This is a genomic window from Aurantiacibacter marinus, assembly GCF_001021555.1.
GTDB classification, from domain to species: domain Bacteria; phylum Pseudomonadota; class Alphaproteobacteria; order Sphingomonadales; family Sphingomonadaceae; genus Alteraurantiacibacter; species Alteraurantiacibacter marinus.
In genome coordinates this window covers 200,988-223,944 of sequence record NZ_LDCP01000004.1, presented here as the reverse complement: position 1 = coordinate 223,944, position 22,957 = coordinate 200,988, and the positions used below count along the sequence as shown (strand labels likewise).

General features: G+C 59.1%; 20 protein-coding genes and 1 tRNA gene. 10 read left to right on the top strand and 11 right to left on the bottom strand.

The window, feature by feature from the left end:
• Positions 1 to 15: 15 nt before the first annotated feature.
• From AB731_RS13035 to AB731_RS13025, 3 genes are read left to right on the top strand one after another with little or no spacing between them, the layout of a single operon-like run.
• Positions 16 to 393: a VOC family protein gene (locus tag AB731_RS13035; RefSeq protein WP_047094454.1), complete on the top strand. Its 378-nt coding sequence runs from the start codon at positions 16 to 18 to the stop codon at positions 391 to 393.
• A 47-nt stretch (positions 394 to 440) separates the two neighbouring features.
• Positions 441 to 1,097: a hypothetical protein gene (locus AB731_RS13030; protein WP_047094567.1), complete on the top strand. Its 657-nt coding sequence runs from the start codon at positions 441 to 443 to the stop codon at positions 1,095 to 1,097.
• A 56-nt stretch (positions 1,098 to 1,153) separates the two neighbouring features.
• On the top strand, positions 1,154 to 2,353 hold the full coding sequence (locus AB731_RS13025) for a pyrophosphate--fructose-6-phosphate 1-phosphotransferase (RefSeq protein ID WP_047094453.1): 1,200 nt from the start codon (positions 1,154 to 1,156) through the stop codon (positions 2,351 to 2,353).
• Here the strand turns inward: AB731_RS13025 and AB731_RS13020 are convergent.
• The 3 genes from AB731_RS13020 to pdeM form a co-directional block, all read right to left on the bottom strand.
• Positions 2,350 to 2,898, bottom strand: coding sequence for a hypothetical protein (locus AB731_RS13020; protein WP_047094452.1), 549 nt, complete (start codon positions 2,896 to 2,898; stop codon positions 2,350 to 2,352). The two genes, AB731_RS13025 and AB731_RS13020, sit on opposite strands and share 4 nt — an antisense overlap.
• Before the next feature lie 23 nt (positions 2,899 to 2,921).
• Positions 2,922 to 3,440: a translation initiation factor IF-3 gene (infC, locus tag AB731_RS13015; protein ID WP_047094451.1), complete on the bottom strand. Its 519-nt coding sequence runs from the start codon at positions 3,438 to 3,440 to the stop codon at positions 2,922 to 2,924.
• Positions 3,441 to 3,534: 94 nt separating this feature from the next.
• The gene (pdeM, locus tag AB731_RS13010; protein WP_047094566.1) at positions 3,535 to 4,254 is read right to left on the bottom strand and encodes a ligase-associated DNA damage response endonuclease PdeM; all 720 of its coding nucleotides are present in this window, start codon (positions 4,252 to 4,254) and stop codon (positions 3,535 to 3,537) included.
• Positions 4,255 to 4,300: 46 nt separating this feature from the next.
• On the opposite strand from pdeM, the gene hemF reads away from it, so the two are divergent.
• Positions 4,301 to 5,155, top strand: a complete 855-nt coding sequence (gene hemF / locus AB731_RS13005; RefSeq protein ID WP_047094450.1) for an oxygen-dependent coproporphyrinogen oxidase — start codon at positions 4,301 to 4,303, stop codon at positions 5,153 to 5,155.
• Positions 5,156 to 5,240: 85 nt separating this feature from the next.
• On the top strand, positions 5,241 to 6,335 hold the full coding sequence (locus AB731_RS13000) for an acyltransferase family protein (protein ID WP_047094449.1): 1,095 nt from the start codon (positions 5,241 to 5,243) through the stop codon (positions 6,333 to 6,335).
• Between the two features lie 19 nt (positions 6,336 to 6,354).
• Here the strand turns inward: AB731_RS13000 and AB731_RS12995 are convergent, their stop codons facing one another.
• On the bottom strand, positions 6,355 to 7,272 hold the full coding sequence (locus AB731_RS12995; protein WP_082126497.1) for a glycoside hydrolase family 16 protein: 918 nt from the start codon (positions 7,270 to 7,272) through the stop codon (positions 6,355 to 6,357).
• A 125-nt stretch (positions 7,273 to 7,397) separates the two neighbouring features.
• The gene (locus AB731_RS12990; protein ID WP_156167468.1) at positions 7,398 to 8,285 is read right to left on the bottom strand and encodes a hypothetical protein; all 888 of its coding nucleotides are present in this window, start codon (positions 8,283 to 8,285) and stop codon (positions 7,398 to 7,400) included.
• A 259-nt stretch (positions 8,286 to 8,544) separates the two neighbouring features.
• On the opposite strand from AB731_RS12990, the gene AB731_RS12985 reads away from it, so the two are divergent.
• From AB731_RS12985 to AB731_RS12970, 4 genes are all read left to right on the top strand, one after another.
• A complete protein-coding gene (locus AB731_RS12985) occupies positions 8,545 to 10,494 on the top strand; it encodes a M1 family metallopeptidase (protein WP_047094447.1) in 1,950 nt (649 codons plus the stop codon).
• A gap of 4 nt (positions 10,495 to 10,498) precedes the next feature.
• A complete protein-coding gene (locus tag AB731_RS12980) occupies positions 10,499 to 11,320 on the top strand; it encodes a ThuA domain-containing protein (protein WP_162199489.1) in 822 nt (273 codons plus the stop codon).
• Between the two features lie 202 nt (positions 11,321 to 11,522).
• Positions 11,523 to 13,346 (top strand): multicopper oxidase family protein, encoded by a 1,824-nt coding sequence (locus AB731_RS12975; protein ID WP_052769069.1) that lies wholly within the window; start codon positions 11,523 to 11,525, stop codon positions 13,344 to 13,346.
• A gap of 219 nt (positions 13,347 to 13,565) precedes the next feature.
• Entirely contained in the window at positions 13,566 to 15,647 is a 2,082-nt protein-coding gene (locus AB731_RS12970) for a RelA/SpoT family protein (RefSeq protein ID WP_047094446.1), read from the top strand.
• A gap of 187 nt (positions 15,648 to 15,834) precedes the next feature.
• Here the strand turns inward: AB731_RS12970 and AB731_RS12965 are convergent, their stop codons facing one another.
• Together AB731_RS12965 and AB731_RS12960 are read right to left on the bottom strand one after the other, a co-directional pair.
• Positions 15,835 to 16,818 (bottom strand): peptidylprolyl isomerase, encoded by a 984-nt coding sequence (locus AB731_RS12965; protein WP_047094445.1) that lies wholly within the window; start codon positions 16,816 to 16,818, stop codon positions 15,835 to 15,837.
• A 38-nt stretch (positions 16,819 to 16,856) separates the two neighbouring features.
• Positions 16,857 to 17,261, bottom strand: coding sequence for a metallopeptidase family protein (locus AB731_RS12960; RefSeq protein WP_047094444.1), 405 nt, complete (start codon positions 17,259 to 17,261; stop codon positions 16,857 to 16,859).
• Positions 17,262 to 17,346: 85 nt separating this feature from the next.
• Between AB731_RS12960 and AB731_RS12955 the strand changes: the two genes are divergently transcribed.
• Positions 17,347 to 17,437: transfer RNA gene (locus AB731_RS12955), tRNA-Ser, on the top strand.
• Between the two features lie 137 nt (positions 17,438 to 17,574).
• Here the strand turns inward: AB731_RS12955 and AB731_RS12950 are convergent.
• The 4 genes from AB731_RS12950 to AB731_RS12935 are packed head-to-tail and all read right to left on the bottom strand — an operon-like array spanning position 17,575 to position 22,914.
• Entirely contained in the window at positions 17,575 to 18,732 is a 1,158-nt protein-coding gene (locus AB731_RS12950; RefSeq protein ID WP_047094443.1) for an efflux RND transporter periplasmic adaptor subunit, read from the bottom strand.
• Positions 18,732 to 21,095 (bottom strand): ABC transporter permease, encoded by a 2,364-nt coding sequence (locus AB731_RS12945; protein WP_047094442.1) that lies wholly within the window; start codon positions 21,093 to 21,095, stop codon positions 18,732 to 18,734. The genes AB731_RS12950 and AB731_RS12945 overlap by 1 nt, the downstream gene beginning before the upstream one ends.
• Positions 21,092 to 21,895, bottom strand: coding sequence for an ABC transporter ATP-binding protein (locus tag AB731_RS12940; protein WP_231638949.1), 804 nt, complete (start codon positions 21,893 to 21,895; stop codon positions 21,092 to 21,094). Before AB731_RS12940 ends, AB731_RS12945 begins: the two co-directional genes overlap by 4 nt.
• Complete coding sequence (locus tag AB731_RS12935; RefSeq protein ID WP_047094441.1) at positions 21,892 to 22,914, bottom strand: sodium:calcium antiporter; 1,023 nt, start codon at positions 22,912 to 22,914, stop codon at positions 21,892 to 21,894. Before AB731_RS12935 ends, AB731_RS12940 begins: the two co-directional genes overlap by 4 nt.
• Positions 22,915 to 22,957 lie beyond the last annotated feature (43 nt).

The window sequence follows — 22,957 nt, the reverse complement described above, 5'->3', positions numbered from 1 at the left end:
GCAAGGAGGCAGCACATGGCAGAGGGCAGGGTTCTGGGGATTGGCGGCATGTTCATCCGCTCGTCCGATCCGGCGAGGCTGGCAGCTTGGTACCGCGATCACCTTGGCATCGCTGCGACGCAGAGCGGGCAGCCCACGCCGGACGGAGAATGGGTGTGGATGCAGGATGCCGGGCCAACCGTCTTCGCCGCGTTTCAGGATACCTCGGATTATTGGCAGGCAGACCGCCAAGTGATGCTCAACCTGCGTGTCGAAGGGCTGGATGTACTGGTTGCGCGGCTGGGCGCGGCAGGTGTCGAGGCAACGCACCGCGAAGAGATGGAAGGGGTGGGCCGCTTTGCGCGCATCATGGATTGCGATGGCAATCCGCTGGAGCTGTGGGAGCCTGGCTGAACGGCGAGTTCAGCACGCGGCAAGCTGCTGCATTCTATGACATCGCCATGAAACGTCGTGATTTTCTTATCGGATCGGCGGGCGGCGCGCTCGCCCTCGCCTCGGCTCCTCTTTCTGCTGCGCAGCGCCGCGCAGAAGCCACCGCCTGGGAAATTGGCCCGATTATCCGGCGGCGCAATTATTCTGTGGGCATGCCGCTGCATCCACAGATTGATGGGCAAGGCTGGAATTTCGATTTCCCCGGCCCGCGGCAACGGGACGGCCACGTCCACTATGTGACCCGCGCAACAGGCTCGCTTCGCGATGCGCGCGGCATTCGGCTGCGCTACCGCGTCGATGCGCAGCGACAGGCGCGCTTTGTCCCGCAGGAAAATCCTGATCTGCCAGGTGCAATCTCCTTGTATATCCAGCGTGCAGGTGATGACTGGCTGGCACGCGGGGATGGCGCATTTGCCCGGTGGTATTCACCGAACAGCCGCCTGCAGGAAATCACCCCCGGCGAACACGAACTGACGGTCATGTTCGATGAAAACTGGATTTCGGTGATGGGATCAAACCGGGAGCGCCATCCGCGCGAGTTTGTCGAGACGCTTGTACGTGCCGGCAGGATCGGCCTGACTTTCGGTTCACGCCAGTCGCGCGGGCACGGCGTTTACAGCACAGCGCCTGCGCGCTTCACGCTGCTGGAATTTGCTGTCCTGTAAGATGCGGTGCAAAATCCCACTAGCCGTGTGCGGTTTGACTTGGCAGTAAGCTTCGCATGGCAACAAAAACCGTAGCAATGCTGACCGCCGGGGGCCTCGCGCCCTGCCTCTCCTCCGCTGTTGGCGGGCTGATTGAGCGATATACCGAAATTGCGCCCGATGTGCGCATCATCGCCTATTGCAATGGTTATGCCGGGTTGTTGACCGGCGATTATGTCGAAGTGACACCCTATGTGCGCGCAAATGCCGGGCAGCTTCACGCCTTTGGCGGCAGCCCCATTGGCAACAGCCGCGTCAAGTTTACCAATGTTGCAGATTGCGAGGCGCGCGGATTGGTGGAGCAGGGACAGAACCCGCTCGAGGTTGCCGCGCAGCAGCTTACCAGGGACGGGGTCGATGTGCTTCACACGATCGGCGGTGACGATACCAATACCGCCGCCGCAGATCTGGCCGCCTATCTGGCCGCGAACGAGTATAATCTGACAGTAGTCGGCCTGCCCAAGACCATCGACAATGATGTGATCCCGATCAAGCAATCGCTGGGTGCGTGGACGGCGGCAGAACAGGGCGCGATATTCGCGCGCAATGTCATTGCCGAACACACCGCCAATCCGCGTATGCTGACCGTGCATGAAGTGATGGGCCGTGCCTGCGGCTGGCTGACAGCGGCGACTGCCGATGCGCACCACCGCTGGGTAAAGAATGCAGATTTTGTCGAATGGATGGAAAACGCCGCCGCGCGCTGGGATGTGCACGGCGTTTTCGTGCCCGAACGCCCGTTCAACATCGCCAATGAAGCCGAGCGTTTGCGTGCTGTCATGGATACGCACGACGGGGTGAACCTGTTCATTTCCGAAGGTGCAGGCGTGAACGAAATCGTTGCTGCGATGGAAGCTGCCGGAGAGGAAGTGCCGCGTGATCCGTTCGGTCATGTGAAGCTGGACAAGGTCAATCCCGGCGAATGGTTTGCCACGAAGCTGGCGCAGCAGATCGGCGCTGAAAAGGTGCTGGTGCAAAAGAGCGGCTACTTCTCTCGCTCTGCCCCGGCCAACGCAGCTGATCTCGCGTTGATCCGCGAATGTACCGACTTTGCGGTTGATGCCGCGCTATCGGGCCGGTCAGGTGTGATAGGGCAGGATGAAGAGCGCGGTGACGAATTGCGCGCTATCGAGTTCGAGCGGATCAAAGGCGGCAAGCATTTCGACGTGACCGAGGGCTGGTTCACTAACCTGCTCGGCGAAATCGGGCAAAGTTAGCCGGTCAACCTTCCAAAGCGGAAGTGGGCAAGACAGCTTGCGTCCGTGCGCCATAATGTATCACCGTAGGAGTGACCGGACATTTCATCGTGTGCGGTGGAATACCAGTGGGTGAAGCGATGGCCGCTCACGCGTTGCTCAAAGCCGTCATGCGCGGCGATGAAATCACAAGAGACTTCGGAACTGTCACCCTTAAGATCGCGGCATTGCAGATCGGAAATGGTGATGGCCGGGGCTGCCCAGACGGCGCGTTCTTCATCATGCGGATAGTCCGGGTCTTCGATGACTTCGCCATCTTTTAACTGGCAGGCAAATTCCGCATTGTCAGGGCTTATTGGATTGCAAGGCCGGACAGGACCATCGCCAAACCGCAAATGGGCGTGTTCGTCATTGCCCGGCATACCGGGTGCAGTGATACCGCAAGGCTCCAGCACCCTAACCAAGTCCGTGGCAGCTATGTCACGCGTTGACGTATCGGATTGCGCAGCGGCGCACGCCGCCAGCAAGGTCAGGGGGAGGGCGGAACCAAGCGCCTTGGCTTTCACCGAACCCTCCCACTGCAATTGCCTTATTTCGGCGACAACACCATCAGCATCTGGCGCCCTTCAAGGCGCGGGAAAGCTTCGATCTTGGCGGTCTCTGCCATGTCGTCCTGTACCCGCTTCAGCAGGTCCATACCGAGATTCTGGTGCGCCATTTCACGTCCGCGGAAGCGCAGGGTGATCTTCACCTTGTCGCCGTTGTCGATGAACTTGTTCACGTTGCGCATCTTCACATCATAATCATGGGTGTCGATGTTCGGGCGCATCTTCACTTCCTTGATGTCCTGCGTTTTCTGCGTCTTACGCGCCGCATTGGCCTTTTTCTGAGCCTCATAGCGATATTTGCCGACATCGAGGAATTTGCAGACCGGCGGCTTCGCGTTGGGCGATACCTCCACAAGGTTCAGGCCGACTTCTGCGGCTTTCTCGATCGCATCATTGGTATTCATGACGCCAAGGTTTTCACCTTCGCCATCAATGACGCGGACCGTGTCTGACTGGATGAGGTTATCGTATTTCGGGCCGGATTTGACCGGCGGTGCCATCGTGCGGCGGGGTGGACGTGGTATGGAATCGCTCCTCTGATTGTTACGTTTTCTGCGTTCTATGTAAGGTGTAACGCAGGCAATTGCCAGAAGTTCACGCAGCATCCCTGTATAAGGGAAATCTGGCGAGCCGTTTTCCTGCCGGAACCAGCGCATCAACAGAGCTAGCGGGCTGCAAAGCCTTGAGAATTGCCGGGTCGCCGGCATTCATTCCGCCCGTCAGCGCGCCGAAGGCTGGCAGGATCATTCGTCCGGACTGATCGCCTTCAAAGTGAGAAACGACTGCACACGGGCGGCGGATGTGACGTTGGCGCACTTTTATCTGAACGCGTGGGTGGAAATGGCCCGATAGCTCGGGCCGCGTTTCGCCGGGCTTGGCCATATGACGCAGGATCATCCCGCCGACTTCCAGTTCCTCGGCAATGGTGCCCCCGCTGCGTGCTTCCATTGCAGGGTCGTGATTGCCGGTGATCCACACCCAGTCGGTGGCGCGGGTGAGGGCGGCCAGCATTCCTGCCGCATGGGGTTCCAGCCGCTGCGATCCATCCGAATCGTGGAAATTGTCCCCCAGGGTGTAAACCCGCCGCGCACCGGTCAGCCGGACAGCCTCTGCCACCCGTTCCAGCGTTTCGCGGCTGTCATATGGCGGCAGGAACTGGTTGTGTTTTGCAAAAAAGCTCGCCTTTTCGAGATGCAAATCCGCCACCAGCAGCGCATTTTCCCGCGGCCAGAACAGCGCCCGCGCTCCGCTATCTTGCGGCACAAGGCGAAATTCGTCGCCGCAAAAGGGGAAGGTGAACGAAACGGGAACCATCAGTGTCACTTGCCGCGCGGCGGTGGGTTTGGCAAGAGCTTGCAGCATGGACAGAAAAAATCAGACCCAAGCCGCCCGCACATGGTTTGAAAGCCTTCGCGACCGCATCTGCGCAGAATTCGAAAGCATCGAGCGTGAGGCCGGATCGGATGCCAGCTTTGCCTACACTCCGTGGGACCGCGACACCGAAGACGGATCGCATGGCGGCGGCGGCGTGCAGGGGCTGATGAAAGGCAAGGTGTTTGAAAAAGTCGGCGTGAATGTCTCCACCGTCTCTGGCACGTTCAGCCCGCAATTTGCAGATCAGGTGAACGGCGCGAGCGAGGAAAAGCCCGGCTTCACCGCTACCGGCATCAGCCTGGTCGCGCACATGACCAATCCGCATGTGCCCGCCGTGCATATGAACACCCGTTTCCTGACCACACAGACGGCATGGTTCGGCGGCGGAGCGGATCTCAACCCGCCTATCCCTTATGAGGAAGACACAGAGGCATTTCACGCCCGCCTGCGCGCGGCCTGCGCAGCACACAACCCGACCTATTACGACCGGTTCAAGAAATGGGCGGACGAGTATTTCTTTATTCCGCACCGCGGGGTGCACCGCGGGGTGGGCGGGATTTTCTACGACCATCTGGAATGTGATGATGACCCGTCTTTCGACCGCAATTTCGCCTTCACCAGGGACGTGGGGGAGGCATTTCTCGACATCTATCCGCAACTGGTGCGCAAACGCATGGGGATGGAATGGAATGACGCAGAAAAGCTGCAACAGCTCGAATGGCGCGGCCGCTATGCCGAGTTCAACATGGTATATGACCGGGGCACGCTGTTCGGCCTGAAAACCGGCGGCAATATCGACGCTATTCTGATGAGCCTGCCGCCTGAGGCTGTTTGGACTTAATGGTGCCGGTCATTTATCTCGCCCGCCGTTCAATGTGTACGACTGACTATCGCGCTCGAAAGCTTCAAATGCGATCCAGATCCTGATGCAATATCTTAGTGCTCGCGTTTCAAGTCGTGACAACAATCTCAACTTGATCAGAATGATCGCCGCCATCGGCGTCATCGTGTCCCACTCGTTTCCCATCACAATGGGCTATGGAGCTTTCGAGCCATTGAAGGCGCTTGCTGGTGAAAGTCTTGGTTGGTTCTGTGTCGCTGTGTTTTTTTACATCTCTGGATTTCTCATCGCACGAAGCTACGTGCGAAGGCCATCGCTAACCCATTGGAGTGTGGCTCGGTTCCTGCGGTTGTTCCCAGGTCTTTTCGTGGTTCTGGTGCTCACGGTGCTCCTTTTCGGACCACTCACAACAGTTCATTCGATTGGTGATTATGCAGCAGACCCGGCGACTTGGACATATCTGCCGCGCAACCTTTCACTCTATTCGCTTCAATGGACTTTACCGGGGGTGATCGAAGGCAATCCATACGGGCCTACGATCAACGGAAGTCTCTGGACATTGTTTTATGAAGTGATTTGCTACGCCGGGGTGTTCGTAGCAGGCATGCTTGGGCTTTTGGAGCGTCCGCGGATGTTCGCGATTAGTGTCGCAGTTTTCATCCTTCTGTACGTCTCGCCGCTGATCATCGGGTTCAACTTGTCCGACCTCGCCGGAGGCAGGCCCGGAAGCCTTATGCGGCTCGCATTTCCGTTTGTGCTGGGCATGATGACCTTTGTCTATCGCGATCATATCCGACTGGATTGGCGTATAGCTGTCGTCCTCTGGCTTATCGCAGCACCTTTCTTCGGAAGTGATTGGTTTACGATGTTGCTCATCATTGCGCTGAATTACAGCGTCTTGATCCTGGCCTATGTGCCACGCGGCGTAATCTTGGCTTATAATCGCCTGGGCGATTTTTCCTATGGAACGTACATCTATGCGTTCCCGATGCAGCAGCTTGCGGTCCACTTGTATCCCGGACAAGCCTGGTACGAAAACGTAGCGCTGGCTCTTGCGCCAACTCTCATTTTGGCCGTAGCTAGCTGGAAGTTGGTGGAAAAGCCCAGCTTAGGACTTGTTGGGAGCCTTTCCGAACGGATGGTGACGTGGAAGGCTCCGCGTCTCGCAGAAGAAAGATAGTGCCTGTTCGGTCTCTGCCTTACTCCCCAGAATAGACCCGCACCCAGTCCACTTCCATGAACAGCTCATCCGCCTTAATGCGGTCCGCTGTTTCCTGCGGCATTCCCACATACGGCTCTTCGATGCCGTTGATCTTTTTCGGGAAGATGCCGCCCACGGCGAAGTTCAGGATCAGGAATTTGGGGTTGTCGAAGGCCCATTGTCCGAAAAATTCGACGTTGGTTTTGGGGATGCGCATGGTCAGCGTGTCGTCGATGTAAAAGCTGATCACGTCCGCTTCCCATTCCACCGCATAGACATGCCAGTCCGTCACATCGCTGCCATCGGTGAAATAGTAGCGGTCATCGATGCCCGCATCGCCGGAATATCCGGGGCCGTGCAGAGCGGTGCCGGTCCAGTCGGCTTCACCGATATATTCCATGATGTCGATCTCGCCGGTGTCCGGCCAATCACCATTGCCCAGCAGCCAGAATGCGGGCCACACGCCGGTGGCATCGGGCATACGGATGCGTGCCTCTGCGCGGCCATAGGTAAAGTCGAACGTGCCGCGTGTGTTGACCCGGCCTGATATGAAATCGGCATTGCGGTCTTCGAGAGTGTCTACGCCGGGGCGGTACACGGGCCGTAGCACCAGCACGCCGCCATCGGCGCCTTCCGCTTCGCTCAGGAACTGGATCGTGTCAGTGCTGTCGGTATAGGCCTGCTCTTCCTCGTTCACCCAGAAATCCATGCCGACCACGTTCCATTTGGTGCGGTCCAGACTGTCGCCCGAAAATTCGTCTGAAAAGATCAGTGTGCGGCCGCTCCCGGCTTGCGCCTGGGTCGCATCAAGCTCCGCTTCGGTTTGCGGGGCGGGGTCTACGCCTTCCTGGCAAGCGTTGAGGGCGAGCAGGGCGAGTGCGGCGAGGGGTGCAGTAAGCAGTTGGGTTGTCTTCATGCCGCCAGCCTATCGAAGGCAAACGGATGAGTCACGCCAAGGATTGTCTGACACCTTTCCGCCAGGTCAGACAGGATGGTGCAGGCCCGCATCCACGCCGTGCAATTGGCCCCGCACACAGATAATCAGGGCGCGCCTTCGCGGATCAGATCACTGATGCTGCCAATCGCCATGCGGGCAGGACGGAATTCATTGCTGCGATAAAGAGCCTGCAGATAGGCCATATCGAATTCGGTGAGACGGTGCGGGGAATACGCCTCCATATCCGGCTCAAACAAGGTAAGAATTGTGCTTACTGCATCTTCGTTACCGGGTGGCCGGGTATAGGATAGCAGGCGCATGGTCGCATAGTCTGCAACTGCATAGGTATCGAGTTCGACAAGCGCAGAACGTTCAATCAGGGCGACGGACATTTCCAGATCCTGGCGGATTCCGGTTTGTATACGCGAAGGTGACCGTACTTGAACCGAAGGACCCGGCAAGCCGGATGCGCGCGCCTGGGCTGCAAGAGATCGATATTCGAAACCGGTCGGCACGCGCTGACCGTCCTCGTTGCGGGAAGTGATGAGATTCCAGGCCCGCGCTGATCCCACCTGGTCCTCAATCTCGCGAAGCTGATACCGTGTCAGATGGCGGGTCATGAAAGACCGCTCATCGCGCAATTGCGCAAACGTCTGTTCCGGATCATCGACAAATATCAACCAGACATTTGCGTCGCATTCCGGTTCTGCATTCATCTCGATACCGGCGGCTTCGGCATTGTCATAGATACGGTCGATAATGGATTGGGCAATTTCAGCCGGAAGGCCCCAGATGCCAGGGCAGACGGGGCGCTGGAAGCGGGGCAGCGGCTGGCTGATGGCCTGCGAGCCGACGGTGATGTCGCGCGCCGTATTGCGGATATCGCGCGAGTCCACGCGCTCTCCCTGTACGATGATCGCATTGCCATCGTTTGCTGCCTCATCCGGGGTTTCCTGCGCCTGGGTATTCTGGGCCTGGGCTAGAGGTGCCATTGCCAAGGTGGCCGCCGTCAAAACCAGTTTGGCAATTTGCAGGCGCGAAACAGCTGTCGGCATTGGCATTGGATTGACATCCTTATAAAGTAACGGGCTGAAATACCACCAAGACAAGCAAAAGTCTTGCGTCTTGTCTGGCTCGACAAACAGTCCAATACGTCCGATAAACGCCATCGGGCAGATGCCGTTCGGCAGATGACACCCGGCCGCGCCGTGCTATGGCACGCAGCGAAACTGTCTTATTTCCGGAGATACCATGCGTTTTCCTGTGCGTTTTCCTGTTCTCGCCTCTCTTGCGGCCCTGCTTGTTGCAGGCTGTTCCGCCGAAGATCTGCCCTCGCAGGAGCGCGTGATCGCTCCGGTTCTGACCACAGAGCAGGCCATGGATGAGTTTACCTATGCCCGCCCGCTGGAAGCGCGGGTGACGCATGTGGCGCTCGATCTTGATCTGGATTTTGAAGGGAAGCGCGTCGAAGGCACGGCCACGCTGGATATTCAGGCAGCTGAGGATGCGACCGAGATCGTGCTCGATTCCGACGGGCTGATGATCGGCGGAATTGCAGACGGCAATGGCAATGCGCTGGACTATGAAATTGGTGAAAGCGACCCCGACAAGGGCGAACCGATCACCGTCAAACTAGGCGAATTGACCGGGCCGGGCCTGCAACAGATCGTCATTTCCTATGCCAGCGGGCCAGAGGCAGAAGCGCTGCAATGGCTGGCGCCGGAACAGACCGCAGGCGGAAAGCAGCCGTTCGTGTTCAGCCAGGGTCAGGCGATCCTCAACCGCAGCTGGATCCCGACGCAGGACAGCCCCGGCATTCGCCAGACCTGGGAAGCGCGCATCACCGCGCCCGATCCGCTGACTGTCGTGATGAGCGGCATCAGCCGTGGCGATCCTGAAGAATTGCAGGCTGTCGAAGGCCAATCCGCCCGCCGCGCATTTGAATTCACGATGGACAATTCCATCCCGCCGTATCTGATCGCGATTGCCGCCGGAAACCTTGAATTTGCCGAACTTGGCCCGCGTTCGGGCGTTTGGGCAGAGCCGGAGCAGATCGAAGCGGCCGCTGAAGAACTGGGCGATACCGAAGCCATGATCGACGCGGCAGAGGGCCTGTACGGCTCCTATCGCTGGGGCCGGTATGACATGATCGTTCTGCCACCTGCCTTCCCGTATGGCGGCATGGAAAACCCGGTAATGACGTTTCTTACGCCGACTTTCATCGCGGGCGACCGGTCCAACACCGGCCTGATCGCGCATGAACTGGCGCACAGTTGGTCCGGCAATCTGGTCACCTATGCCAGTTGGCGCGATGGCTGGCTGAACGAAGGCGTGACCAGCTATCTTACCAACCGCATATCCGAAGAGGTTTTCGGGGAAACCCGCGCCATGCAGGAACGGGCGCTGGAATATGCCGGAGTTGAGGAAGCGCTTGAATCGCTCGGCGCCGACAATCCGCGCACTGCCTTGCGCACGCCTGATGAACTCAACCCGCTCGAATACAATTCGGCCATCGTGTACGATAAGGGCGCGCTGTTCCTGCATACGCTGGAAAGCATCATCGGGCGCGAGCCATTCGATGAATTCATGCGCGGCTGGTTCGATCGTAACGCCTTCCAGCCTGCAACTTCTGAAATGTTCCTTGCCGATCTGCGCGAATATGTGGTGCAGGGCGACGAAGAGCTGGAGGCATCGCTGATGCTGGACGAATGGCTTTACGGCACCGGTCTGCCGGAAAACGCAGTTGCCCCTGATCCGCAGGCTTTTGCCGCCGTTGATGGTGCAGTCGAAGCGTATTCCGCTGACGCTGTCTTGCCTACAAGCGACGTATGGGCCGCATGGAGCGCATTCGAGCAGCGCCGTTTCCTGGAAGAGCTGCCCGATGAAATGAGCGACCGCGAACTCGCCGCGCTCAATGAAACGCTTGGCCTTTCAGGTTCTGGCAACAATGAAGTGCTGTTCCTGTGGCTGGAAGCTGCCTTGCGCAATGAATACCAGCCCGCCGTAGCCCAGGCCGAGGGTTTCCTTGGCCGCGTGGGCCGCAACAAGTTTGTCGAACCCTTGTTCGAGGCATTGTGGAACACCGGCGCATGGGGTCAGCCTATTGCCACGCGGATATACGACGAAACGCGCGGCAGCTATCACAGTTACACCCGCAGCCAGGTCGATCCGATTGTGGGGTATGAAGCGAGCGGAGCCTGATAGCGTGCTGCGCGCCCCGGCACTTGGCAATGCAGCGCTGATGTGTGCTGCGGCCTTGCTGCCGGTGCCAGTTGCAGCACAGGATGACGCGAGCGGTCCAGCAGCGGCAGGAGAAACGGGAGCGATCCTTGTTTACAGCCGCACATCCGGCTGGCGCCACGATTCCATAGCGGCATCATGGGCGGCGATTGCTGAAATCGCGCAGGCGCGCGGCTGGTCGGTCACATTTACCGAAGACCATGCATGGTTTGATGCAGAGCGGCTGGAGCAGTTTGACGCAGTGGTGTTTGCCTTGTCTTCCGGCAACACATTGCCGCCTGCACAGCAATCCGCCTTCCGCAGCTTTATCGAGGAAGGCGGCGGCTTCGTCGGCCTGCATTCGGCGGGCGATGGCAGTGTGACCTGGGACTGGTATGCCCGCGAGCTGATCGGCGCGCGCTTTATCGGCCACCCGCTGAACCCCGGGGTGCGTTCCGGCACCATCCTTGTCGAAGACGCTACCCATCCCGCCACAGCAGATCTGCCGTCACCGTGGTACCGCCACGACGAATGGTATTCGTTCGATGCCAGCGTGCGCGGGCGTTTTCACGTGCTCGCCGCGGTTGACGAAGACAGTTATGTGCAAGGCTATTGGAATGACGGTACGGATCTGACGATGGGCGATGATCACCCGATCGTCTGGAACCGTTGTATCGGCAATGGGCGCAGTTTCTATTCCGCACTGGGTCACACCGAAGAAAGCTATGCCGAAGACGGCGTGCGCAGTATGATTGAAGGCGGCATATCCTGGGCCATGGGTGATGGCGACTGCCCTCACACTGATTGAGCGCCGGTCAAGCATAGCGCTTTCCTATACGCGGGGCGGGTCAGCGATCCGCCGGCTTTGCGGTACCGGTTCGTGCTGCAGGCCGATGGGCCGAAGACGATTTGGCCAGCACCTAACGCGGGAGTCCACAAAGTTACAATTTGGCCGGCAAGGAGGTTGCTGCTAACACCCAGGACAAGGGGCTTGTCGGGGGGCAATCACAATGAAGTTTCTTATCACGATGTTCGTGCTGGTTTCCGGTGCGGCGTATTCCGAATCATCCAGCGACGATGACGTGAATGCGGAGCAGCCGAGCTACGAGGTTTCGGTCGAGCGGGTACAGGATGAAGTTTACAATCCGTGGACCCGGCAGATGGATACGGTGGAACTGCGGGCCTTCCGCGGAGAGGGTGTTGACCGGTTCATCGCTCCTGAAATGAGGGTTTCACCCGGCGAAGTTCTCAGACTGGGCGTGCAGAACAATCTGCCGCCATGCGAACCGGATGAAATCCAGCGTCATGAATGTTTCAATTCCACCAATATTCACACCCACGGTCTGTGGGTTTCTCCCGGTGGCAATAGCGATAATGTCATGGTCTCCATCAATCCGGGGCAGCGGTTTGATTATGAATTCGCGATCCCGGAAGACCATCCCGCCGGTACGTTCTGGTACCACCCGCACATGCATGGCGCCACGAGTGCGCAATTGGGATCGGGCATGGCCGGTGCGCTTATCATCGAAGGCGACCGTATCCCCACCCGGACTTCACCTGGCGACGTGGACATTTTATTCTCGCCAGGCTCCGGGCAATCTTTTGCCGAACAGGTCCTGGTATTTTCCCAGATACAGTATGGCTGCTTTGACGAGGATAGACGCCTCAAGGCGCCAAGATCGCCGGACCCTGAAGCCCGGCCATGGGAACATCCGGCATGGGCGTGCGACACAGGCGATGTCGGCCAGGTGGAAAGCTGGCGCCAATTTGGCCCCACTAACGAATTTACTTCAGGCCGCTTTCTCGGGATCAATGGCGAAATCCAACCGACCCTGAGCGGCATTGAGACCGGGCGTTTCCAGCGCTTTCGGATGATCCATGCCGGCCTGCGGCGTTCCGTAAAAATGAGCATCCGCCGACTGGCCGATGGTGCGCCTGATCTGCGCGGCGTGCCAGCGCAAGGCCACCGTGCGTGGATCGCTGAATATTGCATCGGCGAACCGGTCGAGCAGTTTCATTTCGCTGATGACGGGCTGACCCGCGAGGCGATCCGGCGCGTTGACGTGGCAAATATGTATCCGGGTGCCCGCTTTGATGCTCTCGCCTATTTCGAGCAGCCCGGATCCTATTGCATGATCAATGATCAGGCCTGGCGCATGGTGCCCGACGATCACCGCGTATTGGGCATTTTGGAAGTGACCGGCGAAGCTGCACCGGTTGCCGATGTTGCCGGACATCTTTTGGAAACACTGACTGCGGCAGCGCAGGCAAAGATTGCTGATGGGGAAGTCCGCGCCCGTGTTGTCGATGGGCTGTCGAACGGTTTGCAGCTTGGCGCCTTTGCCTGGCACAGCCCGGTTCTGGACGAGGAATTAACCGGAAGTCAAAACGCCACGATGAGCATTGCCCAGCTAGAGGATGGAGGGGCAGTTCTCAGCTTCGACGGATCACCGTATGTACATGGACGGATTGATCGCACTTTGACGCTGGGCGATGCGGAAGAATGGGAAATCACTTCTGACGGAGGCAGCCATCCCTTTCATATCCACGTGAACCCGTTCCAGATCATATCCATCCGCGATGAAGACGGGCGGGATGTCACCGTAGAGGGAAGCGAAGCGTTTGATCCCGATTACGCAGGCATGATTGGCGGCTGGCGAGACACGGTCATAGTCAAGAATGGGCATCGGATAACAATGCGCACTCGCTATAGGCGTTTCATTGGTGATTTCGTGATGCACTGCCACTTCGCCAGCCATGGCGACGAAGGCATGATGCAGGGCATCCGCATGATCATGCCCGGCACTGGCGCGATGCCCGATATGGCTCATTAGCTGGCCGGGTCGCCCAGCACCCGACAAGCGCCTGTCCTACAGCAGCCTCCTCGCCCGAACCGGCTCCAGGCACCTTACTCCAGGCGATCCCGCCAATGGAAGATCCAGCACATCACCGGGTTGCCATTATGTCGCACGGCTTTCGGCAACTTGCACATAATGCAAGCGAGACGACTTTTATCTTGCCGAAAGCCGGGGACCGACACACATTCATTGCCGATGTTGCGCCAGTACGAACTTGTTGAACGGGTCAAGGCCTACGATCCGAACGCCGACGAGGCGCTGCTGAACCGTGCCTATGTCTATACCGTGCAGAAACACGGCAGCCAGATGCGCGCGTCCGGCGATCCGTATTTCAGCCATCCTGTCGAAGTCGCCGGACTGATGACTGATCTGAAACTGGATCAGGAAACAATCATTACCGCGCTGCTGCATGATACGGTTGAAGATACACTCGCCACGATCGAGGATATCGAGCTGAACTTCGGCAAGGAAGTGGCCCGTCTGGTGGACGGGGTCACCAAACTTTCCAAGATCGAGCAGATGCCGGAAAATGAACGCGCGGCAGAAAACCTGCGAAAATTCCTCCTCGCCATGAGCGAAGATCTGCGCGTGTTGTTGGTGAAGCTGGCCGACCGGCTGCACAATATGCGCACGCTGCATCACATCAAAAAGCCGGAGAAACGCCAGCGGATCGCCCGCGAAACGATGGATATATACGCTCCCTTGGCAGAGCGCGTGGGCATGTATGAATATATGCGGGAAATGCAGTTGCTAGCGTTTCAGCAGCTTGAACCGGAAGCCTACACCACGATCACCAACCGGCTTGACCAATTGCGCCAGTCGGACATGGGCCAGGTTGACCGCATCGCTCTCGATATCAAGCAGGCGCTGTCCGGGGCCGGGCTGGATGTTGAGGTTTGGGGGCGGGAAAAGCATCCCTACTCGATCTGGAAGAAGATGGCCGAGCGGCACCTGCCGTTCGAGCAGGTGTCGGACATCATGGCGTTCCGTGTGCTGACCGAAAATGCAGAGGATTGTTACCGCGCGCTGGGTATTCTTCACAGCGCGTTCCAGTTCGTTCCGGGGCGATTCAAGGATTACATCTCGACCCCCAAGAACAACGGTTACAAATCGCTGCACACGACGCTGTTTTATGACAAATCCATGCGTGTCGAGGTTCAGATACGCACCCGCGAAATGCACCAGCGCAATGAATTCGGGCTGGCGGCGCATTGGGCCTACAAGCAAGGCGACAGGCCCGATGGGGCGGTAGGCTGGCTGCGCGACCTGATCGAAATCGTCGATGCCAGCCACGATGCAGAGGAACTGCTCGAACACACGAAGCTGGCGATTTACCAGGACCGGATATTCGCCTTCACCCCGAAGGGAGCGCTGTTCCAGTTACCCAAAGGCGCGACCGCAGTCGATTTCGCCTTTGCCGTGCATACCGATCTTGGCGCGCAGACGGTGGGCGTGAAGATCAACGGGCGGCACATGCCATTGCGCACGCCCCTGGCCAATGGCGATGTGGTGGAACTGATCAAAAGCACAAAGGCGCAGCCTCAACTGAGCTGGTTGGGATTTGTTGTCACGGGGAAGGCGCGGGCGGCGATCCGCCGTTCGGTGCGCCTCAAGGAACGTGATGAAGTGGCTGAAATCGGGCAGAAACTGTTCGACGAGATGGCCGAACGCTTGCCAACCAAGGTTGGGAAGAAGGCGATGAAGCAGGCCGCCGACCGGCTCGATTTCGATAGCGTCGAGGATTTGATGTATGCCATCGGCTCATCCAAACTGGGCGACCGCGAGGTGATGGAGGCCATCGTCCCCGGCAGTACGGCGGATATGCCGGAAGAGCCTTCGCAAGAACGTGCTATTTCGATCAAGGGGCTGACGGCAGGCGTCGCTTTCGATCTGGCGGAATGCTGCCACCCTGTGCCGGGCGACCGTATCGTGGGCCTTCGCCGCGTGGGCGAAAGTGTGGAAGTCCATGCGATCGATTGCCTGCAGCTGGCCAATGGCGTGGATGCCGATTGGGTCGATCTGTCATGGGGTGAACATTCGCACGGAGCCGTCGGGCGGCTGAATGTGGTATTGTACAACAGGCCGGGAACGCTGGCAGAGATGGCAGGCGTGTTCGCGCGCAATAACGCCAATGTGATCAATCTGGAACTGACCCAGCGCGATGATCCGTTCCACACTTACGAAGTGGATCTGGAAGTGCAGGATCTGGCGCATCTGACCCGCATTGTCAGTTCCTTGCGCGCAAGTGACGCGGTGGCCCAAACCGACCGGACCTGACCAGTCAGTTTCCTACAGGGCGCGCGAAGGCGTATCGCAGTGGCGCTGTTTCACATTGTTGTTTCCCTGCGCTCGAAATTTTTTTCGCAGAAGTGTCACCTTGGCTTTTATGCTTAAACTCATGAATTAATTGACCAATCTGCTCTTCCGGTGATCGTCACGATGTCACCTTCGTCACCCTATTTGATCAAGAGCCAGTCTGGCGCACCGGTACCTGCACGCTGCAAACATCGACGCCGCCTGCTGGCACGGTGTAGAACGCATCATCGCGATTGGCGCGCACGTTGACGTAGCGGGCAAAGGTTTCGCTGGCGGTATCGAGATATTCGTAGCTCGGAGGATCGGCGGTTTCGCTGGCCAGCCGCACCGAGAGAATTGCTGTCCGCAGATGATCCTCTTCGTCGGTATAAAAACCCAGATCTCCGCTTCCGCGCGGAAGGCTGGAAAGGTGCTCCATCCCGTCGATGATTCGGCCCACGACGGCAAGGTTGCGATCCATGTGCCGCTGCGGCTGACCGATGATCGTGTAGAGTTCTGCGCCGGTGCCGGTGTCCGGTGCGTAGCCGCGGCCCACCCCGACATAGCCATAGCAATGGATGGGCCATGCCTGAAGAGAAGCTTGATATCCGTACCATGCCATTGGCCAACCCCCACCGAAGCCGGCCAGTGCAGCGTGTAGGTCATCCCGGCCATCGAGTGGCGGAGCCGGTGGTCCTGCATTGCCCGAATTGCCACCAATCGATATCAGCCAACTCAAGCTGGTTGTTTTTGCAAGAAGGTCACTAGCTTCATAAGCTGCCTCCGGCGCAACCACCCCGTGCGGCAGCGGCTTATCCTCCGTCAAATCGCCCCATTGCGTAACGTAATTGTCCTGCACACGGTTCACGCTGGTCCCGTCCCACCAATGCGCAGCGGCAAGCGTGCGGATGTTCTCTACCCACGGCTGGCTGAACGGGGCGGGTATCAACTGGATAACTACGCGGCGCGCATTGCCCGCTGTATCGGGCGCTAGTTCCATCACCAGCAAATCCTCCGCCGGAATGGCGGTCCACTCTTCCGGTGCAGCTGCCGCGATTACGGAGCCGGGCGTTGCCGGTTCCGGCGCCTCCTGCGCGATAGCAGCCATGGGCAGCAGAAGGGGAAGGGCGGCAAGGGCGATGCGATGGATCATGCGCGCCACACTGCCACGGACGCCGCGGAAGGCAAGGCTCAGTCCGCCATATCCTCCAGCGCGTGCATATCATCGTCGCTCAATCCGAAATGGTGCCCGATTTCATGCACTACAACATGCGCAACCAGATGCTCGATAGTTTCATCGCCGCGCTCGGCCCATTCATCCAAAATCGGGCGGCGGAACAGGCGCACGCGGTCGGGCATGGTGCCGGTGTGTTCGATGCTGCGCTCTGTCAGCGGGAGGCCTTCGTAAACGCCAGTCAGCTCAAACGGGTTTTCGAGGCCAAGATCTGCGAGAATCTCTGCGTCCGGCCACTCTTCCACCAGCAGCACAATCTCTCCCATCTGCTCGGCAAATGCAGGCGGCAGTCGGTCCAGCGCCGCACGCGCCATCGCTGCCATTTCCTCCGCCGAGGGAGCCAAGCCAATCGTTCGTGCCATGGGCAATGCAAATAGGGACGCGCAGCACGCTTGTCATCCGCCACTGGTCCCGCTAGACGCGCGCCTTCTGCCAAAACAGGCATGCGGAGCGGTGGCCGAGTGGTCGAAGGCGCACGCCTGGAAAGTGTGTATACGGTAACCCCGTATCGTGGGTTCGAATCCCACCCGCTCCGCCACTACTTATCCAGTTGATATGTGAATATCACATCCTTTGCCGGAAGCGCGCCAGAACGGCATCGCTGTAAAGTACCTTGCGGCCCGCAAAAGACTGTTCCGCGGCCCCAGAGGCGAGTGGCGTACTTCAGCGAGGGACCTATTCGCGCACCTTGACGCGCACACCATCTGTCACTTCGCCGCTGGGGTTTACGATCACAACCGCGTTTTGCTCCAGTCCGCTAAGCACCTCGGCGTGCTCGTCATTCAAGTGGCCGAGTTCGATGGTCCTGATTCGGGCCCGGCTGCTTTCAATGATAAAGACCTGCCATTCGCCACTAGGGCCGCGGAACAGCGCCCCTATCGGCAGCCGCAGGGCCTCTTCGCCGCGCCATAATTCAATCGTCGCGTCGATCTGGAAACCATGGCCGAGCCTTGCAGCTTGCGCGCGGGAGGAAGGGTCAAGTTCCACGATGACATTGACCCGCTGTTCCTCAATCCCGAGCGCTGAGATGTTAAGACGACCAAACGGTTCGATACGCGCGACATAGCCAGCAAGATCGCCGGTTCCGCCCCATTGGCTGATCGTAACGCGATCACCTTCTTCGACTTGCACCGCTTCGCGTGAGCGGAGGTCTACGACGAGTTCGATGGCCGCAGGATCGCCGATGGTAATCAGCGGCGTGCCTTCGGCGATGACGGCTTCGCTCTCATTGATGAGCGAGAGGATCTCGCCGCTCGCCGGTGCGCGCACGGTTACGCTGGTGCCGCTTGCAGAACCACTTGGATCAGCCAGCATGGCGCGCAGCCGGGCCATTTCGGCCCGTGCCTGCTCTCTTGCAGAGTTATCCGTTGCTACCCGCGTTCGCGCAGCTTCCAACTGGGCCCGCGGCAGGAAGCCGCGGCTTGCCAGTTCTTCGGACCGTGCAAGGTCGCGCCGGGACTGGCCCAAAGCCGCAGCAGCGCCAGCTTCTGCCGCTGCTGCCGACGCAAGAGCACCGCGAAGTTCGTCCCGGCTGCGCTGGTCAAGCGGGCTGGATGGTCGCGCCGTCATGCGCGCCAGCAATGCACCGCTCTCGACCCGATCTCCCGGTTCGAGCTCAATGCGCTCAAGATAACCGGTTACCGGCGCGGAGACGACGTAGACATCCTTGGCGCGCGTAACACCGTCATCGGTGATGCCCACGCTCATCTCGCCGCTGGTGACGCGGGCCGTATCTACAGGGATCGCTTCCGGCCATAGCGCATATAGCAACCCGGCGGCCAGCAATCCCGCGATCAGCAACAGCCAGCGCCAGCGTTTGATCCGGCCCCACATCAGTCGCGCGCCTTCAGGACGCGGACCATATCCAGGCCCATTACGCGGCGCGCGACCACAAGCCCTGTCACTGCAGCGGCCGCCAGCACGACCAATGCGGCATTGGCGTATGCCGCATTGGTGGGGGCGAACGGCAGGCGAAACAGATCGGAACTGAACATCAGCAACATCAGCTTCGCCAACCAGTGGCCAACAAGCAAACCTGTCGGAACGGCGAATGTCACCAGCAAGGCAATTTCGCCGATCAGGACAATTGCGACTTCGCGGCTGTGGTAACCCAGCACGCGCAAGGTTGCCAATTCATGGGCGCGTTCGGAAAACAGGATGCGTGCACTGTTGTAGACGACGCCAACGGCAATGGCTGAAGCGAACCCAATGTAGAAGATGATCATCGTGTTGATATTGCCGTCTATCATTGACCGGAACCGTGCCATCTCGAAATCGCGGTCGCTAATACTGAGCACCAGCGGCATGGATTTCAGCTCCTTCAGGATATTGTCGCGCGCAGCCGGATCTACCAGAAGCAGGGCAGAGCTAACCGGGGCGCCGTCGCGGGCTAGTGAACCAAGCGTTGCGGGTGCCGCATAGGCGCGGGCCCCGATGAACTCGTCCACCAATGCGCCAACCGGCAACACAGTTTCGGCATGGCGGCCGCCAAGCATCTTGATATGCACGCTGTCCCCGGGATGGACATCCAGTTGCGTGGCCAGCTGACGGCTGAGCATCAGCCCGGCTGGCGGCATATCGATCAGCGCGCCCTTTTGATCGATCCTGGCGGTCAGCTGCGCGTCCGGCGCGGTTCCTTCAAGCGCGGTTCTTTCGTGCCGATTGCCATTGCTCATTTCGACAGCCAAAGCTTGCTGAGGCTCCACGCGCAACACGCCCGGGATTTGCGCCAACTGGTAAAGCGCATCCTCATTTCGCGGTTCTGTGAAGGTTACGGATAGATTGTGTCGCTGGGCTCGCTGGAAGTAAGTGTCGAGCATGAAATGACTGGAATCAATGAATTGCAGTGTGGCAAACAATAAGCCGACTGCCAGTGCCACGCCGCCCACAGTGATTGCAGAACGGCCCGGCCAGCGGGCGATATGACGTACGATCATATGTCCGATTGCGGTAAAACCCGCGCGCTCTCCGATCCGTTCGACTGCGCCCGCACGGTATACGGGGGGTGGCGGCGGGGACATTGCGACGGCCGGGGTAAGACGCGCCGCCGCCCAGACGCCGGTGATCGCACCCAAAGCAGCGGAGAGCATGGCAAGCGCTCCGGCGCCAATGAAAACAACGGGCGCGAAGCTGAAACGCAGGAACGGGAAATGGTAATACCTCCCGTACAGTTCGGTCATGGACCGCCCCATCCAGATACCCGCCAGCGAACCGAGAGCCATGGCGATTAGCGCAATGGCAAGCGCGAACTTCAGATAATGCCAGGCAATGGCCGCGTCTGAATAACCGAACGCTTTCAGCAGTCCGATCAAAGAGCGCTGTGTCCGGATCATCCGGCCAAGCACGATATAGACAAGAAAGGTCGACACCACGAGGAAGACCGGTGGGATGATCTGCACCATCGCCTCCAGCTGATCCAGTTCGCTTTCAAGAAACGCATGGCTGGGGTGGTCACTGCGGCCATAGGCACCGGTCCCTCCATAGGGTTCCAATATTGCGTTGATGGCGCGGATCACATCTTCTTCAGACGCGCCATGTTGCAGGCTTACCGAAATCGTGTTGATCGCCTCGGTTCGGTCGGTTGCCGCTTCCAGCGCTTCTTCGCCCATCCAGAAGACCCCGAAACGCGTATCGTCCGGGATGATGTCGCCAGGGGCAAGAGCATTCACGTAATTGGGAGCAAGGCCGATGCCGACGATCTGCAGCCGTTGCCGGTTCCCGTAGATGATCGCATCCACCTCGTAGCCCGGGCCGGTTTCATTCGCCATTGCAAATGCTTCATCGACCACCACTTCGCCCGGCTGACCGGCAGCGGGCATGCGCCCTTCTTTCAGATACACAAGATTAAGCTGATCGCGCCCGTGTTCGTCCACTGATTGCAGCAAGGCCCGCACAGCCTCGGTTCTTTCCGGATAGTCGAGGATTGCATATTGCTGGATCGAGCCCTGAGCCTGCTGTACCCCGTCGATCTGCCGCACACGATCCAGTGTGCTGCGGGGCGCGCGGACCATATGGGCAAATACATCGGCGAAATGGTTCTGCGCATAATAGGCGTCGCGCGTGATTTTCAGCGAATTGTGCACGCCCATGGACAAAATGAAAGTGGCTGATGCTGCGGCCAACACCACGGCGATCGCCAACGCCTGTCCGCGCATTCGCCACAGATCGCGCACCAGTTTCAGATCGAGCGCCTTCACCAGGTCATCTCCGCTGGAGCGATGCGTTCGGCATTGGTCTCGATCCGGGCGATCTGCCCGTCGAGAAAGTGAAACACGCGGTCGGCCATCGCCGCGATCCCGGCGTTGTGAGTGATGATCAGCAGCGTTGTATCAAGTTCGCGATTGGCAGCTTCAAGGGCTTCCAGCACGCGAATGCCGGTGCTGGAATCGAGCGCGCCGGTCGGCTCGTCACACAACAGCACGCCAGGGCGTTTGGCGATCGCCCGCGCCACAGCGACACGTTGCTGCTCGCCTCCGGAAAGTTGCGCAGGGAAATGATGGCGGCGTTCTGCCAGCCCGACATGGTGCAGCGCTTCGGCGGGGTCCATGGGGTTGGACGCGATATCGGTAACAAGGCGGACATTCTCCTCCGCGGTCAAGCTGGGAATGAGATTGTAGAACTGGAAAATAAACCCGATCCGCTGGCGTCGAAACCGTGTCAGGTCGCGGTCGCTTTTCGCTGTGAGGTTTTCCGCAGCATAATACAGCGTGCCGGATGTCGATCTATCCAGCCCGCCGACTATGTTCAGGAAAGTCGATTTGCCACTGCCCGATGGGCCTAGCAGGACCAGCACTTCTCCTTTGCGGATATCGAAATCCACTCCGCGCAATGCGTGCACCTGCGTTTCCCCGGTAATGTAGGTCTTGAACAGTTCGCGGCCGGAGAAGGCTCGCTCGTCTCCGTCTGGTTGACTGGTTTGGGTCGCCGCCTGCATTGTGCTGTCATAACCACGTGCGCAGGCAACCGGCCCTACGCAAATATCCTGATTGAAGATCACCCCGATATCGAAAGCAGCAGTGCAACACCGGCAATATATACGCCGATTGCGGTAATCGAATCCTGTCCCATGCGCAGCACAACGCGGTCGCGCCGTTCGATCAGCCCGAGCACGAAGATGCCGGTCAACACCAGTGCCAGCATCGCCGCTGCAATTTCGAAATCGCCTGCCAGTTTCAGCACGGGCGGCCCTGATGCTGCGAGATCGACAACGAAAATGATTGCCAGATTGAACATGTTTGAACCAAAGATCTCGCCCACGGCCAGCTCATATCTGCGATGCCGCATTGCGCCCACAATGGCGCTGGCTTCGGGCAGCGATGTGGCAATTGCCACCATCAGGAATCCGGCAACACCAACTCCCAACCCTGTTTCGCGAATGATTGCATCGCCTGTATTGGCCAGCGTGATGCCGCCTGCCAATACAATCACGGTCAGCACTGCAAGCCCTGTTGCCAGCTTGGATACCGGCATCGGCATGGCTCCCGAAACCTCTGACAGATCAGGTTCCAAAGGGTGGATCACCTGCCACATGGGCCTGCGTTCAGCCCGGTCGGACAGGACAAGGGCGATTATCACAGCGACAAAAATCGCCATCGACCATGCACCTACCGGTCCGCCCCAATCGCCGCCGCCAGTGCCGATGGCCGCCGCCGTCAGGGCGAACAGGATCATGCCGAGCACACCCTGCATCAGTGTGACCGGTTTCGCGATGACGGATGTGAGCGGACGGTCGCCGATCACCATGTCAGCCAGCGCCAACAACAGCAGGTTGAGGCTGGCGCTGCCCAGGATATCATTAAGGGACAGGAGCGGGACGCCAATGACGGCGGCGCTTGTACCGGTGGCCAGTTCGGGCAGGGAGGTTATCCCGCCCAGCACCAGCATACCAGCCAAACCATGCCCGATGCCCGTTCGCTCGCTGAGCGCGACCACATAGGCAGGCAGCCGCGTCCCGGCCCACCAGACTGCGGCTGCGGCCAGCATGAACAGGACCGAGCTTTGCCCAACGCTGCTCATTTCGGGCTTGGTATCATATGACCGCAGTTCATGTCATCGGCAT

Bases quoted from the DNA above. Each gene is read 5' to 3' on its own strand.
- AB731_RS12995 (WP_082126497.1), bottom strand. From the start codon at position 7,272: ATGAAGACAACCCAACTGCTTACTGCACCCCTCGCCGCACTCGCCCTG.
- AB731_RS12935 (WP_047094441.1), bottom strand. From the start codon at position 22,914: ATGAGCAGCGTTGGGCAAAGCTCGGTCCTGTTCATGCTGGCCGCAGCC.
- AB731_RS13000 (WP_047094449.1), top strand. From the start codon at position 5,241: ATGCAATATCTTAGTGCTCGCGTTTCAAGTCGTGACAACAATCTCAAC.
- AB731_RS12990 (WP_156167468.1), bottom strand. From the start codon at position 8,285: ATGGCACCTCTAGCCCAGGCCCAGAATACCCAGGCGCAGGAAACCCCG.
- hemF (WP_047094450.1), top strand. From the start codon at position 4,301: ATGGACAGAAAAAATCAGACCCAAGCCGCCCGCACATGGTTTGAAAGC.
- AB731_RS13030 (WP_047094567.1), top strand. From the start codon at position 441: ATGAAACGTCGTGATTTTCTTATCGGATCGGCGGGCGGCGCGCTCGCC.
- AB731_RS12950 (WP_047094443.1), bottom strand. From the start codon at position 18,732: ATGTGGGGCCGGATCAAACGCTGGCGCTGGCTGTTGCTGATCGCGGGA.
- AB731_RS12985 (WP_047094447.1), top strand. From the start codon at position 8,545: ATGCGTTTTCCTGTGCGTTTTCCTGTTCTCGCCTCTCTTGCGGCCCTG.
- AB731_RS12970 (WP_047094446.1), top strand. From the start codon at position 13,566: ATGTTGCGCCAGTACGAACTTGTTGAACGGGTCAAGGCCTACGATCCG.
- AB731_RS12965 (WP_047094445.1), bottom strand. From the start codon at position 16,818: ATGATCCATCGCATCGCCCTTGCCGCCCTTCCCCTTCTGCTGCCCATG.
- AB731_RS12960 (WP_047094444.1), bottom strand. From the start codon at position 17,261: ATGGCACGAACGATTGGCTTGGCTCCCTCGGCGGAGGAAATGGCAGCG.
- infC (WP_047094451.1), bottom strand. From the start codon at position 3,440: ATGGCACCGCCGGTCAAATCCGGCCCGAAATACGATAACCTCATCCAG.
- AB731_RS13025 (WP_047094453.1), top strand. From the start codon at position 1,154: ATGGCAACAAAAACCGTAGCAATGCTGACCGCCGGGGGCCTCGCGCCC.
- pdeM (WP_047094566.1), bottom strand. From the start codon at position 4,254: ATGGTTCCCGTTTCGTTCACCTTCCCCTTTTGCGGCGACGAATTTCGC.
- AB731_RS13035 (WP_047094454.1), top strand. From the start codon at position 16: ATGGCAGAGGGCAGGGTTCTGGGGATTGGCGGCATGTTCATCCGCTCG.
- AB731_RS12975 (WP_052769069.1), top strand. From the start codon at position 11,523: ATGAAGTTTCTTATCACGATGTTCGTGCTGGTTTCCGGTGCGGCGTAT.